Origin of the sequence: Kitasatospora sp. NPDC004723, from assembly GCF_040609255.1 — a bacterium.
Classification (GTDB): Bacteria; Actinomycetota; Actinomycetes; order Streptomycetales; family Streptomycetaceae; genus Kitasatospora.
This window is the reverse complement of the sequence record NZ_JBEXJT010000001.1, coordinates 181,066-201,852: the sequence shown is the minus strand read 5'-3', so window position 1 is coordinate 201,852 and position 20,787 is coordinate 181,066. Positions and strand designations below refer to the sequence as shown.

Genomic DNA, 20,787 nt, shown 5'->3' with positions numbered 1-20,787 from the left:
CTGTCTTTCATTGGTTTACCGGAAGGCCAAGAGCCGGACGGTTTGGGGAGGACGTCACAACGTTGAAGATCACCAGGAAAGTCGCTGCGGTCGCCTCGTCCGCGGCGGTCATAGCCGCGCTCGGCGCGGGGCTGCTCCCGAGCACGGCCGTTGCCGCCGGCTCCGCCCCCGTTCCGCAGGACCCGGCCGACGCCGTTCAGACCAGCACCGAGCACAACCTGCCCGGCCCGCTGACCGAGAAGGTCGAGGCCGAGCAGAAGGCCGCCACGCAGCAGCTGCTCGACGGCACCGCGAAGGTCGAGCAGCACGGCGGCGGCTCCAGCATCAAGCTGGGCAAGGACAAGTACGTCGAGCTCGCCCGTGAGCGCACGGACAAGATCTTCACCATCCTGGTGGAGTTCGGTGACGAGGTCGACAACACCACCAAGACCGCGGACGGCCGGATCAAGTACGGCGGCACCCCCGGTCCGCAGCGCAACCAGATCGAGAAGCCGGACGCTGCCACCAACAACTCCACCCTCTGGCAGGCCGACTACAACCAGCAGCACTACCAGGACCTGTACTTCAACAAGTCCGGTGACTCGCTGAAGACCTACTACGAGAAGCAGTCCTCGGGCCGCTACACGGTGGACGGTCAGGTCACCGACTGGGTGAAGGTCAAGTGGAACGAGGCCCGCTACGGCTCGGACTACTGCGGCCAGCACGTCTGCGCCAACGCGCAGGACCTGATCCGCGACGCGATCGACACCTGGGTCGCCGACCAGAAGGCCAAGGGCCAGACGGACGAGCAGATCAAGGCCACCATCGCGCAGTACGACCAGTGGGACCGGTACGACTACAACCACAACGGCAACTTCAACGAGCCGGACGGTTACATCGACCACTTCCAGATCGTGCACGCCGGTGAGGACCAGTCGGCGGGCGGCGGCAAGCAGGGCACTGACGCCCTGTGGGCCCACCGCTCGTACGTCTACGGCACCGGCGCCGGCAGCACCGGTCCGGCCAGCAACCTGCTGGGCGGCACCCCGGTCGGCAACACCGGTGTCTGGGTCGGCGACTACACCATGCAGCCCGAGAACGGCGGCCTCGGTGTCTTCGCCCACGAGTACGGCCACGACCTCGGCCTGCCGGACCTCTACGACACCTCCGGCAGCGGCATCGACAACTCGGTCGGCTTCTGGTCCCTGATGTCCTCCGGTTCCTGGCTGGGCGAGGGCAAGAACTCGATCGGCGACATGCCGAACGACCTCGACGCCTGGAGCAAGCTCCAGCTCGGCTGGCTGAAGTTCGACAAGGCCAAGGCCGGCACCGAGTCGACCCACCACATCGGCCCGGCGGAGTACAACAGCAAGCTCCCGCAGGCGCTGGTCGTCGACCTGCCGAAGAAGTCCGTCACCACCACCATCAACAAGCCCTACGCGGGCGCCAACGAGTGGTGGAGCGGCAGCGCGGACGACCTGAACGTCTCGCTGACCCGTGACCTCGACCTGACCGGCAAGACCAAGGCCACCCTGTCGGCCAAGGCCTGGTACGACATCGAGCAGGACTTCGACTACGGCTACGCCGAGGTCTCCACCGACGGCGGCACCAGCTGGAAGGCCCTCGACGGCGCCTACAACGGCACCGCGCTGCCGAAGGACCCCTCGGGCAACGCCTCGCTGACCGGCAACTCGGGCGGCAACTGGGGCGACCTGGTCCTCCCGCTGGACGCCTACGCCGGCAAGGCCGTCAAGGTCCGCTTCCGCTACGTCACCGACGGCGGCCTGCACCTCAAGGGCCTGGCGCTGGACGACATCGCGGTGACCGCCGACGGCGCCACCGTCTTCACCGACGGCGCCGAGAACGGCGACAACGGCTGGACCGCCAAGGGCTTCTCCCGCACCACCGGCTCGTTCACCAACGACTACAACCAGTACTACATCGCGGAGAACCGCCAGTACGTCTCGTACGACCGCACCCTGAAGGTCGGCCCGTACAACTTCGGCTTCGCCGACAAGCCGCTCTGGGTCGAGCACTTCCCCTACCAGCCCGGTCTGCTGATCTGGTACTGGGACGAGTCGCAGAGTGACAACAACGTCACCAACCACCCGGGCCAGGGCCTGATCCTGCCGGTCGACTCGCACCCGACCCCGCTGAAGTGGAAGGACGGCACGCTGATGCGCCCGCGCATCAACGGCTACGACTCGACCTTCGGCTCGCGCAAGACCGACGGCCTGACCCTGCACCGGGCCGGCGTCGAGACGGTCGTCCCGAAGGCCAAGGGCGTCGACGAGTTCTCCGACCTGAAGTCCTACTGGTCGAAGGACAACCCGTACAGCAGCGTCATCGTCCCGAAGACGGGCACCAGCATCGAGGTCGAGAACGAGTCCTCGAACTACCTGGAGACCTGGATCCGCGTCCGCCCGGTCGACAACTGATCGACCGAGCTCTGACGCCCGGTCCCTGACCAGGCACCGCTGAGCCGATCCGGCCCGCTCCCGCACCTGCGGGGGCGGGCCGGATTCTTTGCGTCCGGGCGCGTCCCGGGCCCGTCCCGGGCGCGTTCCGGGGATTCCGCGGGCGCCTCAAACCCGGCCCGCGGGTGGTGCTGCTCACAACCCGCCGGGCCGGTACGAGCGGGGGTAGTAGTGCGGCCGGACGCCGCCCTCCGGACGCCGACCCATGACCCGACGATCCGACCGCATGATCGTCGTTCCGCCGATGCGGTTTCCGGCCGCGCTGATGACTACACGCCGTAGTACGTCACACGGTTTGGGACTCCGCTCGGTGACGGTTACACCTGAGTGGTCCCTCGCTCAGCCCGCCCGAACGGGCTCAGCGTGCTGCCCCCGTACGTTCGTGAGGTCGAGCTCCATGCCTTCCGTCCCGCCTCTGGGGCCGGCCCTGTGCCGGCTCGCCGACTCGTTCCTCCGGCAGACCGGCCGCAGCAACCACTCCACCACCGCCGCCGCGGCCGGTGCGGCCGTGCTGACCGGCGCGCTGCTGCTCGCCGCCACGGGCAGCGCCTCGGCGCAGACGGTCGACCCGACCACCCCCGGCAGCTCGGCGTTCACCGTGCCGCAGGGGGCGACGCCCGCCTCGGCACTGGTCCAGGTGGCGGGTCCGAGTTCGTACACGCTGCCGTCCGAGCGGGCCTCGGCCCAGCAGTACGTGGCGGTCGCGGCCAACCTGGTGCCCGAACAGGCCGCCGCCGAGCAGGCGCCCGCGGCCGAGCCGCAGCCCGCTCCGCAGGAGGCACCCGCCGCGCCCGCCCCGGAACCGGCCCCCGCGCCCGCTCCCGCTCCCGCTCCCGCGCCTGCCCCCGCTCCTGCCCCCGCCCCGCAGTGGTCGGCGCCGGTCCCGGGCGCGCCCACCAGCAACCCGTACGGCGTGCGCAACGTCCACTACGCGGCCGGCTACCACACCGGCGTGGACTTCGCGGTCTCCCCCGGCACCCCGCTGCTCGCGGTCGGCAACGCCACCGTGGTGTCGGCCGGCTGGGACGGCGCGTACGGCAAGGAGGTCGTGCTGCGACTCGCGGACGGCCGGTACGCCCAGTACGCCCACATGTCCTCGATCTCGGTCTCGGCGGGCCAGCGCGTCGCCGCCGGGCAGCAGATCGGCCGCTCCGGCAACACCGGCAACTCGACCGGGCCGCACCTGCACTTCGAGATCCGCTCGGCCAACAAGTACGGCGCGGTGATCAACCCGATCGCCTACCTGTCCGCGCACGGGGTGTCCGACTTCTGATCCCCCGCTCGGGCCGCTCAGTCCGTCGGCGCGGGCCTGCCGATCAGTCGGCAGATCTCCAGCGCGACGTGCTGGGCGGCCACGATCGCCTCCTCGCGGGTGGCCTCCGCCACCGGCGCCTCACCGGCCCCGCGCTCGGCCCCCGGCCGCTCGTCCTGCTGGAGCAGGAAGAGCGCCGAGTTGATGGTGAACAGGGACATCGCCGCCCGCAGCCGGTCCTCGAAGCTCGCCGCCGGGCCGTGCATCAGCCGGACCAGCGCGATCATGGTGGCCCGGAACTCCCGCCCGGCCGGCAGGTCGCGCAGGGCGGGCTGGTTCTCCTGGAAGAAGCGGAGCAACGGCGCCCGCTCGGACATCCCGGCCGCGAACCGGCGGATCAGCTCGTCCCGCACCTCGGGCGTCCAGGTCTGCTCGCGCCCCCAGGCGATCAGCTCGTTGATCGGGGCGGCGGTGGCTGCCACGATCCCCTGGACGATGTCCTCCTTGGTCTTGAAGTGGTAGTAGAGCGCGGCCTTGGTGACACCGAGGCGGTCCGCGATCTCCCGCAGCGAGGTGCGCTCGTAGCCGTGCTCGGAGAAGAGCTCCAGGGCGACCGCGACGATGCGCGCCCGGGTGTCGCTACGGGGGCCGTGCGTCGTGCCCATCGCCTGCCTCTGACTGCGTGAGTGATCCGGTCCCCGCAGCGGCCGACGGCCGCCGCGGCGCAGCGGCGGACACCTCTGCGGCGACCGCTCCTGCGTTCATTCTTCCTGCCCAGGGCGCCTGTCGAAAAACTGGCTTGACGACCGGCTAGTGCACAACCTACCGTGCCGACGGTCCACAAACTAGCCGGGCGACAAGTAAGGACCGTCGCAGGCCGCGCCGGTCGCCCGACATCCTGTCCGGGAGACACCCACCCATGTCACACCCCAAGGCCGACACCGGCGCCCCCGAGAAGAAACCGGCCGAGGAGGAGCAGCCCCGCTCGGCCCGCGAGATCCGCCTGGTCATGATCGGCCTGGTGGTCACCATGCTGCTCGCGATGCTCGACGGCCTGATCGTCGGCACCGCGATGCCGACCATCGTCGGCGAGCTCGGCGGCGCCGAGCACCTGTCGTGGGTGGTCACCTCGTACACCCTGGCCACCGCCGCCTCCACCCCGATCTGGGGCAAGCTCGGCGACATGTACGGCCGCAAGGGCACCTTCCTCACCTCGATCGTGATCTTCCTGGCGGGTTCGGCGCTCTCCGGCCTCTCCCAGGACATGAACGAGCTCATCGGCTTCCGCGCCCTGCAGGGCCTGGGCGCCGGCGGTCTGATGGTCGGCGTCATGTCGATCATGGGTGCGCTCGTCCCGCCGCGCGACCGCGGCAAGTACCAGGGCATGTTCGCCGCGGTGATGGCCCTCGCCACCATCGGCGGTCCGCTGGTCGGCGGCTTCATCACCGACCACCTGAACTGGCGCTGGACCTTCTACATCAACCTGCCGCTCGGCGCCGTCGCGCTCGCCGTCGTGGTCGTCACGCTGAAGCTGCCGAAGGTCCGCAGCAAGGCCAGGATCGACTACCTCGGCGCGGTGCTGCTCACCACCGGCATCACCTCGCTCACCCTGATCACCACCTGGGGCGGGCAGGAGTACGCCTGGGGCTCGAAGCAGATCCTCGGCCTGACCGCGCTGGCCGCGGCCACCCTGATCGGCTTCTGCTACGTCGAGCAGCGGGTCCAGGAGCCGATGCTGCCGCTGTCGCTGTTCCGGAACCTCAACTTCACCCTGGTCTCGATCATCGGCTTCGTGGTCGGCTTCGTGATGTTCGGCTCGACCGTCTTCCTGCCGCTCTACCAGCAGACCGTGCAGGGCGCCTCGGCAACCAACTCCGGCCTGCTGCTGATGCCGATGATGTTCGGCATGCTGGTGATCTCGCTGGTGGTCGGCCAGGCGGTGACCAAGACCGGCAAGTACCGGATCTACCCGATCATCGGCACCATCGTGATGACCGCCGGCATGCTGCTGCTCTCCACCCTCGGCACCGGGACCTCGGGCTTCGTCTCCGCCTGCTGGATGGTGGTGCTCGGCGCCGGCATGGGCTTCCTGATGCAGATCACCATGCTGGTCGCGCAGAACAGCGTCGAGATCAAGGACATGGGCGTGGCCAGCTCCACCGCCACCCTGTTCCGCACCATCGGCGGCTCGTTCGGTGTGGCGCTGTTCGGCGCACTGTTCAACAACCGGGTCACCGAGACCATGAACGAGCGGCTCGGTTCGGCCGCCGGGGCGGGCGGCTCGCAGGGCGGCGACCCGGCGCAGCTGAGCCCGGCCGCGCTCAAGGCGCTGCCGGCCCCGGTCCAGGACGCCTACCACCACGCGGTGGCCAACGGCATGCACACCGTCTTCCTGTGGGGCGCCGCCGTCGCGGTGATCGCGGTCGCCGCCGCGGTCTTCATGCGCGAGGTGCCGCTGCGCGGGGCCGGCGGGCCGGCGGAGGACGCCGAGGGCGGCGAGGGCAAGAAGGGCGCCGCGACCGACAACATCGAGGCCGTCGCGATCTGACGGTCACGGTCCGACACCGGAACGCACCGAGGGCCCCCGTCCGCCGAACCGGCGGACGGGGGCCCTCGTGCGCGTGGCCACGCGTGCGGCTAGCGGGGCAGTCGGTAGACGCCCTGCTCGACCGGTTCGACCAGGCCGTCGGCGACCAGTCCGTCCAGCGCCCGGGCCCGCTGCACGGCGTCCGGCCAGACCGCGTCCAGCCGGGCCTGCGGCACCTCGCCGTGGGTCTCGCGGAGCACCGCGAGCAGCTTGCCGCGGACCTGCCGGTCGGTGCCCTCGTAGGACTGGCCGCGCCGGGCCGGGCCCTCGTACGGCGGGCGGCCGGCCCGCTGCCAGGCGCAGGCGGTGAACAGCGGGCACTCCCCGCACTCCGGGCCGCGGGCCGTGCAGACCAGGGCGCCCAGTTCCATCACGGCCACCGCCCAGGTGGCGGCCGTCCCTGCGGCCTCGGGCAGCAGGGCGGTCGCCGTCCGCCGCTCGGCCGCCGTGGTGGCCTGCGCCGGGTACTCCACGCCGGTCACCGCGCGGGCGAACACCCGGCGGACATTGGTGTCCAGCACCACGTGCCGCTGGCGGAAGGCGAAGGAGGCCACCGCCGCCGCGGTGTACTCGCCGACGCCGGGCAGCGAGAGCAGTGTCGCGTGGTCGTCCGGGACCTCGCCGTCGTGCTCCTCGGTGATCGCCACGGCGGCCGCGTGCAGGCGCAGCGCCCGGCGCGGGTAGCCGAGCCGGCCCCACATCCGGACGGCCTCGCCGGGCGCCTCGGCGGCCAGCTCGGCCGGGGTCGGCCAGCGCTCCATCCAGGCCTCCCAGGCGGGCAGGACGCGCTTGACCGGGGTCTGCTGGAGCATGAACTCGCTGACCATCACGGCCCAGGGCGAGGCGTCCGGGGTGCGCCAGGGGAGGTCGCGGGCGTTGGCCGCGTACCAGTCGAGGACGGTCTCGTGCAGGACGGGCAGCGGCAGCCCGAGCCTCGGCGCCTCGGCGGGCGTCGCGGGGGCGGGGACGGCGGGGGTGACGGGGGTGATGGTGTTGGCAGCCATGGCCCTTCGATCCTCCCACGCCCGGGTCGGCAGCCGAAGCGGATCATGGGATTCCTCATGTTGGCGCAAAACACCCCATTCAGCCTCCCTCGAACGGCGCAAATGGCGGATCATGTGAAGGAAGGGGTGACTGTGCGGTGTTGGTGCGTCAAGGGGCACACACTGTCTCGTAGAGTTTGGGCGTGCCCTCTCTGCGTCAACCCGTAGGACCGCTGCCGGCCTCGATCTACTGGCGTCGGCGCATCGTCGTGCTCGTCGCCGTCGTCGCGGTCGCCGCCCTCGTCATCTGGCTGATGTCCGATCAGGGCGGAGGTGGCGACGGCAAGGACAAGGCCGCGCAGGCCGTACCGACCCAGTCGCAGAGCCAGTCACCCGCCCAGGCGATCACGCCGGGCGCCTCGCCGACCGGGCCGGTCAACAACTCCCGCCCCGGCAGCGGCAGCAGCGGCGGCTCCTCCGGCGGCGCGGTGGGCGGCTCCGGCGGCGGCGACGTCAGTCTGAGCACCGGCGGCACGACCGGCGGCACGGCACCCGCGACCGGCGGTGCGGCGGCGGGCGGCGCGGCGGCCGGTGGGGGCAGCGCCGGCGGGGGTACCGGCGGTGCCGGCACCGGCGGCCCGCCCCCGGTGAACACCGCCGAGATCATGGCCCTGCCGGTCTGCGCCTCCTCGCAGGTGACGCTCAATCTGGCCGGCGCCCAGAACGCCTACCAGCCCAAGGACAAGCCCAAGCTGGCACTGACCATCAACAACTCCTCCGGCACCACCTGCCGGCTGGACCTGGGCCGGGCCGCCTCGGCGATCACCGTCACCGCGAGCAACGGCGAGCGCATCTGGTCCTCGGGCGACTGCCCGGCCGACCGGAACAGCAGCTGGGTCCAGCTCCCGGCCAACGGCGGGCTGACCGAGACCTTCACCTGGGACCGGGTCCACAGCAAGCCGCAGTGCGCCACCGCCGACGCGTCGACCGCACCGGCCGGCACCTACCTGGTGGTCGCCGACCTCACCGGCCTCTCCGGCGGACAGGCCTCGGCCCGCTCCTCGATCCGCCTGGAGAACTGACCGGCCCTCACCACCGCCCCGGGGCACGACAGCAGGAAGCCCGGACCGCTCAGGCGGTCCGGGCTTCGGTCTGTCCGGGGCCGGTTCGGCGCGGGGCCGGTCCGAGCCGGGTCGGGTCGGCGCCGGCTCGGAGCCGGGTCAGACGTAGCGTTCCAGGATGGACGACTCGGCGAGCCGGGACAGGCCCTCGCGGACCGAACGGGCCCGGGTCTCGCCGACGCCCTCGACCGTCTGCAGGTCGTCGATGCTCGCGGCCAGCAGCTTCTGCAAGCCGCCAAAGTGCTCCACCAGGCGCTCTATCACCGTGTTGGGCAGACGCGGGATCTTGGCCAGCAGCCGGTAGCCGCGCGGCGAGACCGCCGAGTCCAGCGACTCCGGCGAGCCCGAGTAGCCGAGCGCCTTGGCCACCGTCTGCAGGTCGAGCAGCTCGGCGTGGGTGAGGTCCTCCAGGTCGGCCAGCACCTCGGCGACGGTCCGGCCCTTCTTGGCGGCGCGCTCCGGGAAGTAGTCCCGGGCGACCAGTTCGCGCTCCGGCTCCACGCCCGCGATCAGCTCGTCCAGCTGCAGCGAGAGCAGCCGGCCGTCGATGCCGAGCTCCAGCACGTAGCCCGCGATCTCGGTGGCGATCAGCCGGACCATCTCCAGCCGCTGCGCGACGGCGGTGACGTCCCGGACCGTCACCAGGTCCTCGATCTCCAGCGCGGAGAGCGTGCCGGCCACCTCGTCCAGGCGCAGCTTGTAGCGCTCCAGGGTGGCCAGCGCCTGGTTGGCGCGAGACAGCACGGTGGTGGAGTCCTCCAGCACCCGGCGGGTGCCGTTGACGTACATGGCGATCAGCCGCATCGAGTGCGAGACCGCGACCACCGGGAAACCGGTCTGCCGGTTGACCCGCTCAGCGGTGCGGTGCCGGGTGCCGGTCTCGTCGGTCGGGATGGTGGAGTCGGGCATCAGGTGGACGCCGGCCCGGACGATCTTGGTGATGTCCTTGTCCAGCACCACGGCGCCGTCGAGCTTGCACAGCTCGCGCAGCCGGGTCGCGGTGAACTCGACGTCGAGCACGAAGCCGCCGGTACAGAGCGACTCGACGGTCTTGTCGAAGCCGAGCACGATCAGGCCGCCGGTGTTGGCCCGCAGCACCCGCTCCAGGCCGTCGCGCAGCGCGGTGCCGGGGGCGATGGCGGTGAGGGAGGCCCGCAGCAGGGCCTCCTCGCGGGAGGACTTGTCCGCCCGGTCGCTGGCTGCCACGTGACTCCTCCGGTCGACCCCGTACCGCGCCCCCTCGTGCGGGCGCCGGCCTAGGGTCTGTTGCTCTGTCGCTTAGTACTGCCTTATCACCAATGAGACAGGGGAAAGTCTAACTGCGTGCGGCAACGGCAGGGCTTGGGTCAGCGCAGTTCGTCGGAGTCCAGCGGCTCCCACCCGTCCATGAGCTCCTCCGGGTGGGCCGCCGGGCGCGGCGCGCGGGGTGCCGGCGGCGCCGACGGTGCCTCATTCCTCGGCTTGGCGGCGGCCCGGCGGCGGCCCGGGATGGCCCGCAGCGCCTCGCCGATGTCCGCCACCTCGACCACCTTCATACCCGGCGGGACCTTGCCCGGGTCCGGCGGGACGAGCGCGTGGGTGAAGCCCAGCCGGTGCGCCTCGGCCAGCCGCCGCTGCACACCCGTCACCCGCCGCACCTCACCGGCCAGGCCGACCTCGCCGATCGCGACCAGGTTGCTGGGCAGCGGCGTGTCGGAGGAGGAGCTGGCCACCGCGAGCGCCACCGCGAGGTCCGCCGAGGGCTCGGAGAGCTTCACCCCGCCGACGGTGGCGGTGTAGATGTCCTGTTTGCCCAGCTTCACCCCGCCGTGACGCTCGACCACGGCCAGGATCATCGCGATCCGGGGCGACTCCAGGCCGGAGGTCGTCCGGCGCGGCGAGGGGATCTGCGAATCCACCATCAGCGCCTGCACCTCGGCCACCAGCGGCCGCTTGCCCTCCAGGGTCACGGTCAGGCAGGTGCCCGGCACCGGCTTGTCACGCCTGGTCAGGAAGAGGCCGGACGGATCGGCCAGGCCCGCGATGCCCTCGTCGTGCAGCTCGAAGCAGCCGACCTCGTCGGTCGCGCCGTACCGGTTCTTGACCCCGCGGATGATCCGCAGCCGGGCGTGCCGGTCCCCCTCGAAGCTCAGCACCACGTCCACCAGGTGCTCCAGCAGGCGGGGGCCGGCGATCTGCCCGTCCTTGGTGACGTGGCCGACCAGCAGGGTGGCCATGCCGCGTTCCTTGGAGGCCCGGATCAGCGCGTTGGCCACCTCGCGGACCTGGGCCGGGCCGCCCGGCGCGCCGTCCAGCTCGGCGGAGGCGATGGTCTGCACCGAGTCCAGGATCAGCAGGCCGGGCCCGACCGCCTCGACATGGCCGAGCACCGCGCCGAGGTCGGACTCGGCGGCCAGGTAGAGGTGCTCGGAGAGCGCGTTGATCCGGTCGGCGCGCAGCCGGACCTGGCCGGCCGACTCCTCGCCGGTGACGTAGAGGGTGCGGTGCTGCGCGGAGGACGCCTTGGCGGCGACGTCCAGCAGCAGGGTGGACTTGCCGACGCCCGGCTCGCCCGCCAGCAGCACCACGGCGCCCGGGACCAGGCCGCCGCCGAGCACCCGGTCCAGCTCGGACACGCCGGTGGAGCGTGCCGTCGCCACCTGGCCGTCCACCTGGGCGATCGGGCGGGCGGGCGCGCTGACCGGGCCGGCGGCGGTGGTCCGGATCGGCACCGCGCCGTACTCCTCGACCGTGCCCCAGGCGTTGCACTCCGGGCAGCGGCCGACCCACTTGGGCAGCTGGTTGCCGCACTCGGTGCAGCGGTAGGCCGGGCGCGGCTTGGCGGTGGTCTTGGTACGGGCAGCCATGCGGTCACCGTAGCGCCTGGGTACGACAGCGCGGGGGTGACCGGGGCGGCGAGGGGGTGGCCGGGGTGGGTCCACGAATGGGCGATGTTGTTACCCGAAAGAAGTACAACCGGGCGGAATCACTCGGACAGGGCTGGTGCGCTCTCTACCGTCGGACGGGTGACGACGAGTACGGAAGGGCCGCGCGACGCCGTCCTCGCGGCGTACGAGCGACAGGTGGACGGCCTCTTCACCTACTGCCTCTCGGTGCTGTGCGAGCACGAGGCCGCCGCGGCCGCCCTGCGGGAGGTGCGCGAGCTGGCGGTCCGGTACGGCGACCGGCTCGCCGAGCCCGGGCTGGTCCGGGCCTGGCTGTACTCGCTGGCGCGGTACTGCTGCCTGCGGCGGCTGGCGGGCGGAGGTGGGAGCGGGCCCGGCGGGGGCGGCAGGGGTCTCGGGGGCGACGGGGACGGCGGGGCGGAGGCGGTCCGGCGGCGGCGTGAACTGGCTTCGCTGGCGTGGCCCGAGGCGGCCGGCACCGCCCCCGAGCAGCGCGAGGCCCTGGAGCTGTCGGTCCGGCACCGGCTCAGCCCGATCGAGGTGGCGGCCGTCCTCGGGCAGCCGTTCGAGAACGTGCGGACGCTGCTCGTCTCCGCACGGGCCGAGGTCGACCGGACCAGGGCCGCCCTGCTGGTGCTCGGCGTCGGCAGCTGCCCCGAGCTGGACCGGCTCGGCGGCGCGGGCGCGGAGAGCTGGCGGGACTGGGTGCTCGGCCCCGCGCTCCGCCGGGAGCTGGTGCGGCACGTGGTCGACTGCCCGACCTGCCGGGGTACGGCGGAGCGGGTGGCCGGCGAGGTGCCGGAGGACGGCACGGCCGGGCTGTCCGGGCTGCCGGTGCTCACCGCTCCGGGCGGGGACGCCGGGGCGGCGGGGACGCTGGCGGTGGCGGTGTCGGTCCGGGCGCGGGCGCAGGTGCCGGCGCGGGTTTCGGTGCCGACCGAGGCCGGGCTCCGCTTCGACCAGGGCGGCTTCCCCCGACACCGCGCGCCGGACGGCGGACGGGGCCCGGCGGTGCGGCGGCGGGTGGTGACCACCGGGGTGCTGGCCGCCGTCCTGGCCGCGCCGGTCGTCGCCCTGTGGGCCGGGCACCGGGGCGGAACCGGGGCCGGAGAGGCGGCGTCGGTCTCCTCGGTCCGGGTCGAGGGGGACCGTTCGGCGGGTGGTGCTGCGGCGGGTGGTTCAGCGCCGGGCGGCTCGGCGGGTGGCGCGACGGATCCGGGCGGGGCTGCGGGGGCTGTCGGGGCCGCCAAGGCGGTCGGGGCGGTGATCGGGGCGGTCGGCGGGGTCTACCGCGGGTCCGGTCCGGCGGTGGCCGGGATGGAGCTGGCGGGGGCAGCACCGCGCCCTGCAGAAACGTTGCTGCCTGGGACCCAGGGGTCGCCGGTTCCGGTCCCGACCCCCGGTCCCACTGCTGCCGCCTCCGGTGCGCCGACCCCCGTCGGCGCAGGGGAGGCGGCGTCGGCGGGCGCGCCGGCATCTGCGCCGTCCGGCCTGTTGACCGTCGAGGCGGGCGAGTACGGCAGCCGGACAGTGCTCACCCTCACCAACTCCGGCGGCACCGAGATCCGCTGGCACGCCGTCGTGGACGCGCCCTGGCTCCGGCTCAGCCGCGACGCGGGCACGCTCGCGCCCGGGCAGCGGATCACCGTGATCGTCAGCGTCGACGAGGACCTCGCCCCCGCGACCCACTGGACCGCCCGGATCGCACTGCCGCCGTCCCAGGCCGTGGTCACCATCGAGGGCGGCCCGCAGCACCGCGGCGGCGCCACCCCGGCCCCGACCCCGACCACCGACCCGGGCCCCGCCGAACCCACCACCACCCCGAGCCCGACCGCCACACCCACCGCGACCGCCACACCCACCCCGACACCGGCGCCGACCACCGAACCGACGTCCGCGACGTCCCCGAGCCCCTCCCCGTCCGGCACCACCACCCCGACAAGCCCCGCACCGCACTGAACCGGGGCCGACGGGGGCCGGTCCAGGGCCGGCCGCCAGGCCTGCGGCGCCGTGGCGGCGATGCCCCGGCGGTGCCGACACGGCGGGCGCCTCGGCCTGTGGCCAGGTGGCCAGGTCGGCGAGGACCGCACCCGCACAGGAGGCGCCGAGGACGTCAGGCGGTCAGGCCCGAGAGCGCCGCGCCCACGTGGGAGGTGCCGAGGACGAGGAGGAGGGTCAGTCGGACCGCCGTGTTGTGGGTGGCCGCCCAGGCTCGCCACTCGTCGAGCCGGCGGGCGGCGCGGTCGCCGTCTCGGAGGTGGACGGCGAGGGGCAGCAGGGTGGCGAGGGAGCCGATCAGCACCAGCAGCGCGGCGGCGCCCGCCTTGCCGGAGGCCGGGGCGCCGCCGGTGCCGATCACGACCGCGGCGGCGAGGGCGAGCAGGGGGTTCTTCGGATCGGTCGCCAGCAGGGTCGCCCCCAGTGCGGCGGACCGGGCGGGGGTGGAGCGGTCGACCGTCCGCATCCACTCCGGCGGGCCGTGCACCCGGCCCTCGCGCGGGCGGTCCCACCACTGGCGCGCGCCGAGCAGCAGGAGCAGCCCGCCCACCGCCAGCTCGAACCACCACGACCAGTCCGGGGCCACCGTGCCCGCGGCGAGCCGTGATCCGAGCGGCACCACGACGGCCGGCACCGCCGCCAGCGCGGCCGTCCAGCCGGCGGCGAACGCCGCCCCGTCGGCCCGGCCCCGGGGCGTCGCGAGCAGCAGGACGGTCGCGATCAGCGCCATCGGGCTGATCGCGATGCCCACGGCCGGGGCCAGCATCCGGCCGACGGCGTCGCCCATCGCACTTCCTTCCTGCTCGGACGGACGCGCCTGGGAAGGCCGGCCCACCGGACGCCCTACACCCGGCGCAGGGGCGGGAGCCGGTAGGTGCCGTCCAGGGCCGCGGGGCCCGGACGGTAGAGGCGCATCACCGGGCGGAACGGCCCGGCGGGGGTGGGGAGCCAGTTCGCCGCCCCGGACGGGTCGGCGGGGGGTTCGTGGCTCAGGTGGAGCGTGAGGCCGCCGTCCGGGTCGGGCCGCAGACCGGGGGTGCGGCTGCCGATCGAGTAGCGGGCGGCCGGGTTGGCGACCAGGCGCTGGTCCGGGAGGCCGTACACGGTGAGGGACCAGAACTCCTCGGCGGGCGGCAGTCCGTCCGGCGGGAAACGGAGGGTGTGCGGGTGGGTGCCGTCGAGCGGGCGGCCGTCGGCGTCGTCGCCGGTGGTGGCGTGCAGGGCCTCGTAGGCGTGGCAGCCCCAGAGGCCGGCCCGGGCGGCGGCGGCGCGGCTGAGGTAGGCGGCACGGCGGTCGGGGATCCGCCACTCGGGGTCGTCGAGGGTGCCCGGACCGAGGAAGGCGGTGTTGTGGTCGACCAGGTGGAGGGCGGCGCGCCACTCGCCGGGCGGGTGCTCCTCGGGCGGCCGGGTGGCGTCCTCGACGCGTTCGCGGCCGGCGGCGAGACCGGTCGCCAGGGCGAGCGTCCAGTCGGGGGCGGCCGCCCGGTACGGCGAGGGACCGGGGTCGAGGAGGCCGAGCGGGGCGAACCGCTGCTGGTAGGCCCGGTCGGCCTCGGCGGGCGGGTAGGCGGCCATCCAGACCCGGAGCCGCTCGAAGAAGGCGAGCCGCTCGGGCACGTCCGGGTCCGGCTCGGGGAGTCCGGCGGCGACCCCGCCCGGCTCCAGCGGTTCGAGGACGAGCCCGTCCTGGAGGGCGCGGACCCGCGGGAGGTCGTCCGGCCCGGCGCAGGCGAAGCGGCCGACGATGGTGGCGACGGCGGTCGGTGCGGTGATCACCCGGTCGGGGTCGGCCGGGGTGCCGTGCCGGCCGGGCGGCACGACCAGCCAGGTCCGGGCCGCGCTGCCGGTGGCGCGGCTGCCGAGGTAGGCGAAGTTGTCGGTCCACGCGTCGACGAACTGCAGCACGTGGTAGCCGCCGGCGGTGTCGGGCACGTGCAGACGCTGCGGGCCCTCGGAGAGGTCGAGCTGGGCGACCGAGTAGAGGACGTCGTTGTTGACGGAGACGAAGTCGTCGTCCGGGCCGGCCAGCCGCGGGGCGTGGGCGAAGCGGTTGAACGGGGTGGGTGGCAGGACGCCCAGGCCGCCGTGCACGAAGCGGTCGACCGTGGTGAGGCCGGCGACGAGCGGATAGCCGTAGACGTAGGCGTCGGCGGCCAGGGCCTCCAGCTCGGGTTGGTTCATGGGGCGTCCTTCCCGGGTGCCGGGGGTCGGGGGCACGGGGCGAGAGGGTGGAAGGGGGGCGGCGCGGGGGTCAGCGCGGGGTGAGCGTCGGCGGTGTCCAGCGGCCGTCGAGCACCGAGGCGTCCGGCCCGTACAGGCGGATGACGACGGTGAACGGGCCGTCCGGGGCGGGCAGCCAGTTGGCGGACTGGTCGGCGTCGGCGGGCCGCTTGTGCTGGACGTAGACGCTGAGTCCGCCGTCCGGGTCGCGGACCAGGCCGGGGGTGCGGTCGCCGACGGAGTAGCGGTCCAGGGTGTTGTCGACCAGGTGGAGCCCGGGCAGCGCATACAGGGTCACCGACCAGAAGTGGCGGGCGGGCGGCAGCGCGTCCGGCGGGAACCGCAGCAGGTAGTCGCGTTCGCTGGCGTCGGGCGGGCGGTGGCCGGTGCTGTCGGCCTGCCAGCCGCCGTACCAGGCCTCCTCGACGGGCAGCCCGTACAGGCCGGTGAGCGCGCCGACCGCGCGGTCGAGGTACCGGGTGCCGAGCTGTCCGCGGGTGCCGAAGAGCCCGACGGACGATTCGGTGCGAACGGCGGCGCGGGCCAGTTCGGCCTTGCCGTCGGCGATGCCGCGCTCGATCTCGGTGCGGACCGCGAGCGGCAGCGCGGCCGGTTCGAACTCGCCGCGGCCGTCGATGCCGAGGTCGGCCAGCCGGCCGCGCAGCTCGGCCTCGGCGGGCGGGGCGGCCTCGGCGGGCAGGAAGCCGAGCAGGAAGTCGAGGAAGACGAAGAACTCGACGGTGTCGAGCACCTCGTCGCGCCAGACCGGCCAGACGGGCTGCGGGGCGGGCTCCGGCTCCGGTGTGCCGGCGTAGGCGTGCAGCGGGCGCAGGCGGTACTGCCGCTGGAGCGCGGCGAGTTCCGCGACCGCCTCGGGAGACGTGCCGACGAGGTGGGTGCGGCCGAGGATGCCGGCCAGCCGGGTCGTGGTGCGGATGACGCCGCGGATGCCGGGCGGCGGTTCGCCGTGCCAGTCGGGGCCGGCCACCAGGTGGTCGCCGGCCTCCTGGCCGGTGGTCCGGGAGCCGACGAACCCGGCGTAGACGGTGTCGAGTTCGTGCACCGGCAGCACGTAGTAGCGGTCGGTGGCGGGGACGGAGAGCACCCACGGTTCGGTCCGCAGGTCGAGCCAGGCCCAGGAGTACGGGGTGTCGTTGTTGGGCGTGATGACGTCGGTGTCGGCCGGGGTGGCGGGGCGCGGGTAGTGCCGGAAGACGCCGAAGCCGCCGACGTGGCGCGGGTCCGCGTCGTCCAGCGCCTGGGTGTAGAGGGTGCGGTAGTTCTGCAGGATCGGGTAACCGCGGACCCACGCCTCGGCGGCGGTCGCGCGGATGGTGTCCGGGTCCACGAGTGCCGGGTTGACCATGGTGCCGCTCTTCCCTGCGCCGGTCCCCGGTACCGGGGCGCGACGGCTGCATGACGGACGTATCGGATGGACATATCGGTATGAATCGGATGCTATGCGGGCCCCCGGGGGTCGGCATCTCGGCCGCCGCGGGCAGCTCGGACGGGCCGGGAGGGCACCGGTCTGCGCCCACGGCGAACGGCGGTATGCGGGGCGAGGGGCCGGGACAGCCTTGCCGTTATGAAGATCCTTCTGCTCGGCGGCTCGTCCTTCCTGGGACGGGCGTTCGCCTCCGAGGCCCTCGCCCGCGGCCACGAGGTCACCACCTTCAACCGCGGCCGCACGGCCGCCGACCTGCCCGGCGTGGAGGCGGTGCGCGGCGACCGCGACTCGGCCGACGACCTGGCGCGGACGGCCGAGGGGCGGCAGTGGGACGCCGTGGTCGACACCTCGGCCCAGCAGCCCGCCCAGGCTGCCCACTCCGCCCGGCTGCTGCGCGACCGCGCCGGCCACTACGCGCTGATCTCCTCCGTGCACGCCTTCGCCGACTGGCCGGCCCGGGTGGTCGACGAGGCCTCCCCGCTGCACGAGTGCCCGGCCGACACCCCGCCGGGGCAGGAGTTCAGCGCCGCGCTCAAGGCGGGCTGCGAGCGCGCCGTCCTGGAGCACTTCGGCGCCGGGCGCACGTCGGTCCTCAACAGCGGGCTGCTGATCGGCCCCCACGAGCAGGGCGGCCGGCTGCCGTGGTGGCTGGAGCGGATGGCCCGCGGCGGGCGGGTGCTGGCGCCCGGGGAGCCGGGGCGGCCGATGCAGCTGATCGACGTCCGGGACTTCGCGGTGTTCGGGCTGGACCTGCTGACGGCGGGCACGGCCGGCCGGTTCATCACCACGGCGCCGCCCGGCCGGCTCACCTACGGGGAGTTCCTCGCGGGCTGTGCCGAGGCGGCCGGCGGCGGGGGCGCCGAACTGGTCTGGGTCCCGGACGGCCGACTGACGGCCGAGGGGCCGGACCGCGTCCAGCCGTGGAGCGAGCTGCCGCTCTGGATGCCCGACGGGCCGGAGGCCGCGGGCATCTGGCGGGCCGACACCGGACGGGCCGAGGCGGCCGGGCTGCGCTGCCGGCCCTTCGCCGAGACCGCCCGGGACACCTGGGAGTGGCTGCGGCAGCGAGGGCCGGCAAACGACACGGAGCCCGACGGACGCAAGCGCGGCCGAGTCCTTCACGGCATCGAGCCGGGGAAGGAAAGGCGGTTGCTGGACGCGCCGGCCCCGCTCGGCTGACGTGTACGGGAGCCGTCCGTCCGGGGGCCGTCCATGCGGGCCCCGGCGCGGCGGTGGGAAGGGCGACGGGGAGAGCGGGGTGTCCGCTCCCCCGTTGGAGGTCGGATCAGTGGGTGCGGCGGGTGACCAGCTCGGCGAGCGCGAGCAGTTCGTCGGCGGCCGACGGCTCGGGCACCGCGAGGGCCAGCTGGGTCATCGCCGCCGCCATCCGGTCGCAGGACTCGCCCTGTGCCCAGGCCCGCCCGCCGGCGCCCTCGACCGCGGCCGCGCAGCTCGCCAGCTCCTCGCCGGTGAGCGGCCGGTCCAGTGCGTACAGCTCGGCCAGCCGGGCCCCGTCAGGTGTCCCCGAGCCCAGCGCCGCGACCACCGGCAGCGACTTCTTGCGGACCAGGAGGTCCGCACCGACCGGCTTGCCGGTGACGGTCGGATCGCCCCAGATGCCGATCAGGTCGTCGATCAGCTGGAAGGCCAGGCCGATCTCCCGGCCGAAGCCGTCCATCGCCTGGGCGGCCGTTTCCGAGCCACCCGCGTACTGGGCGCCCATGGCACAGGCGGCGCCGAGCAGTGCGCCGGTCTTGGCCTCGGCCATCGCCAGGCACTCGGTCAGCGAGACGTCGCTGCGCTGCTCGAAGGCGCAGTCGATCTGCTGGCCCTCGCAGAGTTCCACCACGCAGTCGGCCAGCCGGCGCACCGCGGCGCCCGCGGCCGGGTGGCCGTCCTCGGCGAGCAGGCGCAGCGCCAGCGAGTGCACGGCGTCGCCGGCCAGGATGGCCTCGGTGGTGCCGAACACCAGCCAGGCGGTGGGGCGGTGCCGGCGGGTCTCGTCCCGGTCGATGATGTCGTCGTGCAGCAGCGTGAAGTTGTGCACCAGCTCGACGGCGGCCGCGGCGGCGGTGGCCTTGGCGGGGTCGCCGCCGAGCGCCTGGGTGGCGGCGAGCACCAGGGCGGGCCGGATGGCCTTCCCGGAGGACGCGGTCGACGGCGAGCCGTCCGCCTCCCACCAGCCGAAGTGGTAGCCGGCGACCCGGCGCATGGTGCCGGGCAGCGAGTCCACGGCGGCCCGGAGCACCGGGTCGACCAGGGCGCGGGCGCGCGCGAGGACGTCCTGCGCCTCGTGTCCCTCGCGATGGTCGCGCTCCAGCGTGAACATTCCCATGGGTCCTCCCCCTTGGTGGTGCGACGGGCCGGCCCCGGGGCGGGCCGGCCCTGCCGCGGTCAGCCTCAGTGGTGCGCGATGTTGACGTTCTCCAGGACGCCGACGGCGTCCGGCACCAGAATCGCGGCGGAGTAGTAGGCGCTCACCAGATAGGAAATGACGGCCTTCTCGTTGATTCCCATGAACCGCACCGAAAGGCTCGGCTCGACTTCATCGGGAATTCCGGCCTGGTGCAGACCGATGACACCCTGGTTGTCCTCGCCGGTGCGCATGGCGAGGATCGACGTGGTGTTCCCGTTGACGATCGGGAGCTTGTTGCACGGGAAGACCGGCACACCGCGCCAGCCGAACACCCGGCGGCCCTGCACCTCGACGGTGTCCGGGTAGAGGCCGCGCCGGTTGCACTCGCGGCCGAACGCGGCGATGGCCCGCGGGTGGGCCAGGAAGAGCTTGGTGCTGCGGCGGCGGCTCAGCAGCTCGTCCATGTCGTCCGGGGTGGGCGGGCCGGAGTGGGTCTGGATCCGCTGGTCGTAGGCGGCGTTGGCGAGCAGGCCGAACTCCGGGTTGTTGACCAGCTCGTGCTCCTGGCGCTCGCGCAGCGCCTCGATGGTCAGCCGCAGCTGGTGCTCGGTCTGGTTCATCGGCTGGTTGTAGAGGTCGGCGACCCGGGTGTGCACCTTGAGGACCGTCTGGGCGACGCTCAGCTCGTACTCGCGCGGCTTGAGCTCGTAGTCCACGAAGGCGCTGGGGAGCTCGTACTCGCCGTGGTGGCCGGCGGAGAGGTCGATCGCCGCCTCGCCGTGCTTGTTCTGCGGCTGCTGGAACCCGGCCAGGTACTCCATGACCTGCAGCTGGAGCGCCTCGGAGCGCTCGGCGAGCTCCTGGAAGGCGGACCACCGGAGGGACAGCACGGTGGCGGCGGTGTCCGCCCGGACGGTGTACGGCCAGGTGGCGTCCTCCCGCTGGAGCACCTCGTCACCGAGGTGGTCGCCGTCGGCCACCGCGCCGACGACGGCCTCCTCGCCGTACTTGCCCGTTCCGAGCCGACTGAGCTTCCCGTAGGCGATGATGAAGACCTCGTCGATCGGCGACCCGGCCGAGACCAGGACCTCACCCGCGGAGAACTCGCGTTGGACGAAGCGCCCGGCCAGCTCCTCCAGCAGGGCGTCGTCCGGGAAGCCCCGCAGCACCGGCACCTCGCGCAGGGTCGGTGCCAGGATCCGGGCCTCGCTGCCCGTCCGGTCGAAGCTGACCCGGCCGCGGCCGACGGCGTGCCGCAGTCGGCGGTTGACCCGGTAGGTGCCGGCCGAGACCTGGACCCAGGGGAGTGTCCTGAGCAGCCAACGGGGGCTGATCTCCTGCATCTGGGGCGCGGACTTGGTCGTCGTCGCGAGGTTCCGCGCGGCGGCGGTGGCAAGACTCTGCTGGTCCGCGGCCTGCCCTTCACCACCCGGTGCAGGAATACCGACGTTGGTTTCGGTCGACATAGGGAGCCCTTCG

Annotated in this window: 15 protein-coding genes; 6 read left to right on the top strand and 9 right to left on the bottom strand. The window is 73.6% G+C overall.

What is annotated here, in order from left to right; all coding sequences use genetic code 11:
* Positions 1-68 precede the first annotated feature (68 nt).
* Together ABZW10_RS00980 and ABZW10_RS00975 are read left to right on the top strand one after the other, a co-directional pair.
* A complete protein-coding gene (locus ABZW10_RS00980) occupies positions 69-2,417 on the top strand; it encodes an immune inhibitor A domain-containing protein (RefSeq protein WP_355358876.1) in 2,349 nt (782 codons plus the stop codon).
* Positions 2,418-2,853: 436 nt separating this feature from the next.
* Entirely contained in the window at positions 2,854-3,729 is an 876-nt protein-coding gene (locus ABZW10_RS00975; RefSeq protein ID WP_355357833.1) for a M23 family metallopeptidase, read from the top strand.
* A 17-nt stretch (positions 3,730-3,746) separates the two neighbouring features.
* Here the strand turns inward: ABZW10_RS00975 and ABZW10_RS00970 are convergent, their stop codons facing one another.
* Complete coding sequence (locus ABZW10_RS00970) at positions 3,747-4,373, bottom strand: helix-turn-helix domain-containing protein (RefSeq protein ID WP_355357830.1); 627 nt, start codon at positions 4,371-4,373, stop codon at positions 3,747-3,749.
* Between the two features lie 254 nt (positions 4,374-4,627).
* Here ABZW10_RS00970 and ABZW10_RS00965 point away from each other — a divergent pair, with 254 nt between their 5' ends.
* A complete protein-coding gene (locus ABZW10_RS00965) occupies positions 4,628-6,256 on the top strand; it encodes an MDR family MFS transporter (protein WP_355357827.1) in 1,629 nt (542 codons plus the stop codon).
* 89 nt (positions 6,257-6,345) lie between these two features.
* On the opposite strand, the gene ABZW10_RS00960 is transcribed toward ABZW10_RS00965, so the two are convergent.
* Entirely contained in the window at positions 6,346-7,299 is a 954-nt protein-coding gene (locus ABZW10_RS00960; protein WP_355357824.1) for an A/G-specific adenine glycosylase, read from the bottom strand.
* 182 nt (positions 7,300-7,481) lie between these two features.
* Between ABZW10_RS00960 and ABZW10_RS00955 the strand changes: the two genes are divergently transcribed.
* A complete protein-coding gene (locus ABZW10_RS00955) occupies positions 7,482-8,360 on the top strand; it encodes a hypothetical protein (RefSeq protein WP_355357821.1) in 879 nt (292 codons plus the stop codon).
* Between the two features lie 138 nt (positions 8,361-8,498).
* Here the strand turns inward: ABZW10_RS00955 and disA are convergent, their stop codons facing one another.
* Both disA and radA read right to left on the bottom strand, forming a co-directional pair.
* Positions 8,499-9,605 (bottom strand): DNA integrity scanning diadenylate cyclase DisA, encoded by a 1,107-nt coding sequence (disA, locus tag ABZW10_RS00950; RefSeq protein WP_355357818.1) that lies wholly within the window; start codon positions 9,603-9,605, stop codon positions 8,499-8,501.
* Between the two features lie 140 nt (positions 9,606-9,745).
* The gene (gene radA, locus ABZW10_RS00945) at positions 9,746-11,245 is read right to left on the bottom strand and encodes a DNA repair protein RadA (protein ID WP_355357815.1); all 1,500 of its coding nucleotides are present in this window, start codon (positions 11,243-11,245) and stop codon (positions 9,746-9,748) included.
* Positions 11,246-11,404: 159 nt separating this feature from the next.
* Here radA and ABZW10_RS00940 point away from each other — a divergent pair, with 159 nt between their 5' ends.
* A complete protein-coding gene (locus ABZW10_RS00940) occupies positions 11,405-13,243 on the top strand; it encodes a hypothetical protein (protein WP_355357812.1) in 1,839 nt (612 codons plus the stop codon).
* 154 nt (positions 13,244-13,397) lie between these two features.
* On the opposite strand, the gene ABZW10_RS00935 is transcribed toward ABZW10_RS00940, so the two are convergent.
* From ABZW10_RS00935 to ABZW10_RS00925, 3 genes are all read right to left on the bottom strand, one after another.
* The gene (locus ABZW10_RS00935) at positions 13,398-14,069 is read right to left on the bottom strand and encodes a GAP family protein (protein WP_355357809.1); all 672 of its coding nucleotides are present in this window, start codon (positions 14,067-14,069) and stop codon (positions 13,398-13,400) included.
* Between the two features lie 56 nt (positions 14,070-14,125).
* The gene (locus ABZW10_RS00930; protein WP_355357806.1) at positions 14,126-15,466 is read right to left on the bottom strand and encodes a DUF1254 domain-containing protein; all 1,341 of its coding nucleotides are present in this window, start codon (positions 15,464-15,466) and stop codon (positions 14,126-14,128) included.
* A 70-nt stretch (positions 15,467-15,536) separates the two neighbouring features.
* Positions 15,537-16,871: a DUF1254 domain-containing protein gene (locus ABZW10_RS00925; RefSeq protein WP_355357803.1), complete on the bottom strand. Its 1,335-nt coding sequence runs from the start codon at positions 16,869-16,871 to the stop codon at positions 15,537-15,539.
* 219 nt (positions 16,872-17,090) lie between these two features.
* On the opposite strand from ABZW10_RS00925, the gene ABZW10_RS00920 reads away from it, so the two are divergent.
* Entirely contained in the window at positions 17,091-18,131 is a 1,041-nt protein-coding gene (locus tag ABZW10_RS00920; protein ID WP_355357800.1) for an NAD-dependent epimerase/dehydratase family protein, read from the top strand.
* A 106-nt stretch (positions 18,132-18,237) separates the two neighbouring features.
* On the opposite strand, the gene ABZW10_RS00915 is transcribed toward ABZW10_RS00920, so the two are convergent.
* Both ABZW10_RS00915 and ABZW10_RS00910 read right to left on the bottom strand, forming a co-directional pair.
* Positions 18,238-19,287, bottom strand: a complete 1,050-nt coding sequence (locus ABZW10_RS00915; RefSeq protein WP_355357797.1) for a family 2 encapsulin nanocompartment cargo protein polyprenyl transferase — start codon at positions 19,285-19,287, stop codon at positions 18,238-18,240.
* Between the two features lie 65 nt (positions 19,288-19,352).
* Positions 19,353-20,774: a family 2B encapsulin nanocompartment shell protein gene (locus ABZW10_RS00910; RefSeq protein WP_355357794.1), complete on the bottom strand. Its 1,422-nt coding sequence runs from the start codon at positions 20,772-20,774 to the stop codon at positions 19,353-19,355.
* Positions 20,775-20,787: the final 13 nt, after the last annotated feature.